The 5,145-nt window shown below is 62.7% G+C and carries 3 protein-coding genes and 2 pseudogenes; 4 read left to right on the forward strand and 1 reads right to left on the reverse strand.

Translation table 11 applies throughout. The features are described from left to right. From NFW30_RS04500 to NFW30_RS04515, 4 genes and pseudogenes are all read left to right on the forward strand, one after another. Window positions 1-884 (forward strand): annotated as a pseudogene (locus NFW30_RS04500) (DUF1156 domain-containing protein); the annotation flags it as partial. A 91-nt stretch (window positions 885-975) separates the two neighbouring features. Further along, window positions 976-1,140: pseudogene (locus NFW30_RS04505) on the forward strand (UPF0175 family protein); the annotation flags it as partial. A gap of 61 nt (window positions 1,141-1,201) precedes the next feature. Then, window positions 1,202-1,690 carry a DUF3368 domain-containing protein gene (locus tag NFW30_RS04510; protein WP_295371796.1) on the forward strand — a complete coding sequence of 163 codons (489 nt, stop codon included), beginning with the start codon at window positions 1,202-1,204 and terminating at the stop codon, window positions 1,688-1,690. Between the two features lie 29 nt (window positions 1,691-1,719). Beyond that, window positions 1,720-4,533 (forward strand): DUF499 domain-containing protein, encoded by a 2,814-nt coding sequence (locus tag NFW30_RS04515; RefSeq protein ID WP_295371798.1) that lies wholly within the window; start codon window positions 1,720-1,722, stop codon window positions 4,531-4,533. Window positions 4,534-4,687: 154 nt separating this feature from the next. On the opposite strand, the gene NFW30_RS04520 is transcribed toward NFW30_RS04515, so the two are convergent. Further along, window positions 4,688-5,145: hypothetical protein (locus NFW30_RS04520; RefSeq protein WP_295371800.1), on the reverse strand; the 458-nt coding region annotated here is incomplete at its 5' end.

The following is a 5,145-nucleotide window of genomic DNA, read 5'->3' on the forward strand; positions in this document are numbered from 1 at the left end:
GGAACCGTGAATTGCGCACAAACAATCACTTAGCCGTATTTTTGTCGAACTCGGGTGCCCAGGAGGGTGTAGTTGGCGCCGATGCGATCTTCGCCTGTCTGGGACCGGCGCTGGAAATTTTCTCCCGTTATTCCCGTGTGGAGAAGGCTAGCGGTGATGTAGTCTCCCTGCGGGAATACTTGGAACAGGTTTGGGCTGCCGTGGCCAAGGAGGCGTTGGCACAGGTGTTCAAGAACGCCGACACTGCTGGTTTCGAGCCGGACGCGCGGCTCACCGCCATGTGGTTGTGGACGCTGAACGCCGGGGCATCGGGCGGCGAGGAGTCATCCTCCGTGGAGGATCAGGCCGATGGCGACGACCAGGAGGACGGCAAGTCCAGGGTCAAGTCCAAGGGCGGGTTCGTGCTCGAGTTCGACGCTGCACGCAAGATCGCCCAGGGCCTGGGGGCGAGCCTGGAGGACTTGTCGACGCTCGTCGAGGTCTCGGGGGATTCCGCGCGCCTGTTGCCCGTGTCGGAACGCACCCGACATCTCTTCGGCAAGGATCAGGAGGATGCGCCGGCAACCGCCCGGAAGAAGAAGGCCGCGCCGCAACTCGACTTCTTTGCGGAGCTGATAGACGTCGGCGCTGACGAGACGGCGTGGCAGGAAAAGACCGTGAAGAAGGTGGGCGAGACCACGCTGGATCGCATCCACCAGGCGATGATCCTGTTCGCCACGGGGCGCGGCGAGGCGCTGAAGCGATTCCTGGTCGATGATGGTGCCGGCAAGGACCAGCGCTTCTGGCGGCTGGCGCAGGCGCTGTCCGCCCTGTATCCGACATCCACCAGCGAGAAGCGCTGGGTGGATGGCGTGCTGGCGCGGAAGAAGGGCCTGGGATTGTGAGAGCTGGTTTCAACAGTCGGCGCTGGCGGGAAGGCGTATGGGTGCTATCACATGCAACTTCGGAAGGAGGACGATGATGACGCAGATCGTGATGGAGTTTGAACCGAGCGCTTTTTCAGTGCTGCGCCTGGGCCCGAAGGAGTTCGGCGAGGAAATCAAGACCGCGGCGGTGGTGCAGTGGTACGCCGAGCGCCGTATTTCGCAGGCAAAGGCTGCGGAAATCCTCGGCATCAGCCGCCGACATTTTCTCGAGGAACTCTTTCGCCGCAAGGTGCCGGCCATTCAGGTGACGGCGGATGAACTGGAGCAGGAAGTCCATGGCGAGCTCCAGGCCCTGGGTCGTCAATGCCTCGCCGCTGACTTTGCTCGGCAAACTGCAGCGGCTGAATCTCCTGGGACAGTTGGCCCCTGCGCTGACGGTGCCCGAGGCGGTGTTTCGCGAGGTGACGGCGGGGGCCGAGCGGGATCAGGCGAGTGCCGCTGCGTTGGCGTGGGCGCGTGAGCGCATGCGGCCGGATGTCCCGCTGGTGTCGTCGGTCAGTGCCTGGGACTTGGGGGCCGGCGAATCGCAGGTGATTGCGCATCGCCTGAGCAACCCCGCCGTCGCGGTGCTCGACGATGGCGAGGCACGCGCTTGCGCACAGGCGCACGATTTGCCACTGATCGGTACCCTGGGCGTGATTCTCCGCGCCCGCAAACAGGGCTTCATACCGGCGGCGAGGCCACTGATCGAAGAATTGGTCGCCGCCGGATCGTTCCTTGATCGCAGTTTGGTCGAGCGCGAGCTGGCTAAGCTGCACGAATAGCCGCCGCGCCGTTCCTTGAGGATGGAAGAATGAAGCTGAAAGCCTGGTACGACGTGATCAAACCGCGCGAGGACTTGCGGGAGGGCAAGCCGCTGGACGCCTCGGAATTTGCCGTCCATCTGGACAAGGTGCGCATCGGCACGGCGCCGGACGACTACAAGATTCCGCTGCGCTTCTTCGACCGTACCTACCTGACCGGCAATCTGACCGGCCTGGCCGCCGAGGTCGTGCGTCGGCTGTCGGGGCTGACCACCGAGACCAGCGCGGTCTTCAACATGACGACGCAGTTCGGCGGCGGCAAGACGCACGCCCTGACCCTGCTGTATCACTTGGCGAAGAACGGCTCGGCTGCCAATGCCTACCGTGGCGTGGGCAAGATCCTGGAGCGTGCCGGTCTCGCCGGCGTTCCCGACAGCTGTGCCGTCGCGGTGTTCGTGGGCACGGAATTCGACTCGCTCACCGGCCGTGGCGGCAACGACGGGACGCCCTGCCGCAAGACACCGTGGGGCGAGCTGGCCTGGCAACTGGGCGGCGTGGAGTCGTTTGCCCATGTGGCGCAACACGATGCCGAATTCGTCGAGCCCAAGGGCGACGTAATCGACAAGATGCTGCCGGCGGATCGCCCGTGCCTGATCTTGCTGGACGAGGTGCTGAACTATGTCAGCACGTACCGCGACCATGGCTGGCACAACAAGCTGTACAACTTCATCCAGGCGCTTTCGGAAACTGTTCGGGGCCGCCACAACGCCGTCTTGGTCGGTTCGATCCCGGCCTCCGAGCTGGCTTACACCGACAAGGATCATGCCGACCAGCAACGCCTGAAAAACCTGCTCGATCGACTGGGCAAGGCGATCATTGTTTCCGTGGAAGGCGAGACCTCCGAAATCATCCGGCGCCGTCTCTTCGAATGGGACGAGCGGGCCGTCACCCCCGATGGCCGGGTAATCCTCAACAAGGATGCCGAGGACGCTTGTCGCGCCTACGCCGACTGGATTGCCGAACACCGCCAGCAGTTGCCGAGCCTGATCAACCCGGACCTCGCCCGCGATCAGTTCCGCGCGACGTATCCGTTCCATCCAATGGTGATTTCCGTGTTCGAGCGGAAGTGGCAGACCTTGCCTCGATTCCAGCAGACCCGTGGGGTGCTTCGGTTGCTGGCATTGTGGGTATCCACCGTGTACCAGGAGGGTTACAAGGGAGCATTGCGCGATCCGCTGATCACGCTCGGAACGGCACCGCTAGACGATGCGACGTTCCGTGCCGCGGTGTTCGAGCAGTTGGGTGAAACCAGGCTAGAAGGCGCGGTGACGACGGACATCGCCGGACGAAGGGATTCGCACGCCGTGCGCCTGGATGCCGAGGCTATCGATGCCATCAAGAAGGCGCGCCTGCACCGCAAGGCCGCAACGACGATTTTCTTTGAGTCGAACGGCGGACAGGTCGGCGTCGAAACCCATGAAGCCAGTGTGCCGGAGATTCGCTTGGCCATCGGCCAGCCCGAATCCGACATCGGCAATGTCGAGACCGTGCTGGATTCGCTGACCGACGCCTGCTACTACCTGAGCGTCGAGAAAACCCGTTACAAGTTCGGCGTGAAGGAAAACCTCAACAAGCGATTCGCCGATCGCCGCGCCACCGTCAATGGGGGACAGGTCGACGAAGAGGCAAAGCGGGAAATCCTCAGGATTTTCGCGCCGCGCGAAGGCGTGGATCGCGTCTTCTTTCCCGAGAAAAGCCTGCAGATTTCCGACCGGCCGCTGATCACGTTTGTCCTCGCCGACCTGAATCACACGCTTGAAGACGAAAAGGGGACGCTGGATTTTGCCGACCAGATGGTGAGGAACTGCGGCAACTCGTCACGGACTTTCAAGAGCGCAATCATCTGGGTCGTGCCCGACTCGGCGCAGGGAATGCGCGAGGAAGCACGCAAGCTGCTGGGTTGGCAGGCCATCGAGGACGAGGCCATCGACCTCAAGCTTGACGACCAGCAGCGCAAGCAACTGGCCGAGAATATCCAGAAGGCGCGCCGCGACTTGAAGGAATCGATCTGGCGCGGCTACAAGCACCTGCTGTTGCTCGCCAAGGACAACACGCTACGCCAGATCGACCTTGGACTGGTCCATTCGAGTGCGGCGGAATCGCCCATCGCCAACATCCTCAGTCGCCTCACCGCCGATGGCGACGTCGAAAAGAGCGTGAGCCCGAATTTTCTGGTGCGCAACTGGCCGCCGGCTTTCAAGGAATGGCCAATCCGTAAAGTGCGTGCCGATTTCTTTTCCTCGCCAATATTTCCGCGTCTGCTGAATGCGGAATCGATCAAGGACACCATCGCTCGCGGCATCGAGAACGGCATGTTGGCCTACGTTGGCAAAGGAACGTCAGGCAAGTATCAGCCATTCGCGTTCAAGCAAAGCGTCAGCCCTGGCGACATCGAGTTTTCCGACGATGTTTTCTTGATCACCGCCGAAATCGCCCAAGCCTACCTCGATCAGCAGAAGCAAGTTGCCACCAACACTTCTGCCGAGCCTGGCACATCCACCAGTCCGGCCCCTGCCGACACAACGGCGACCCCATCCGGGAACACACCGCAACAGCCAGCCCCAAGGCCAGTTCCCGCTTCGCCATCCAAGATCAACAGCATTCGCTGGACGGGTGACGTCCCCGCACAGAAATGGATGAACTTCTATACCAAGGTACTTTCGCGCTTTGCCACGACATCGGGCCTACGACTACGCATCCAGGTGGAGGTAGCACCGAACGATGGTCTGTCCAAGCAACAAATCGAAGACACCAGAAGTGCGCTAAGAGAGCTCGGGCTGGATGATGGCATCAATGAAGGGTAATGCCTGCTTTGCTGGTAAGTCACGCTGCCCGACGGTTGTGACGGACTCGAACCCAGTCCGTCTTTTTGAAAAAAGGGTTCAAGGATGTGTCGCCGTGGGGACGCCCGCAGCTCGCCGCCCGCGCGAGCGGGGGCATGCACGGGGCGCCGGGTGGTCATGCGCCAGAGGATCCGGTATCGTTGCGCTCCGGCGAACGTCGCGCCCACACCACCCAACGACGCACACCATCCAGACGCCCCCCGACCACCATCTCCTGTGCCACGGAGTCCACACTGGTCTGCTCGTGACTGGACGCGGCCGTGCAGTGCTTGTCCGTTCGGTCGCTGCGAAACGCGCGGGCGCGCCAGCCGGCAGCCTGGACGGACGGGATGTCGGCCACTGACCAGGAGGGGCGCCCGCGGTGACCGTCGCCGCCGGACGAGCGATGAGCACATTGGCGCAACTGCATCTGGAGATCGCCGCACGCGTACAGGTCATCCGCGACGGCCGGCCCGACTGGCAGTGCGCGAAGGGCTGCGATGGCTGCTGTCGGCAGCTTGCCGACGAGCCGCGTCTGAGTAAGCGTCCAGTCGGCCCACCTACCAATCCCGTGCCAGTTGCCGCACCCTCTCG

The organism is Accumulibacter sp. (assembly GCF_023806635.1).
Taxonomy (GTDB): domain Bacteria; phylum Pseudomonadota; class Gammaproteobacteria; order Burkholderiales; family Rhodocyclaceae; genus Accumulibacter.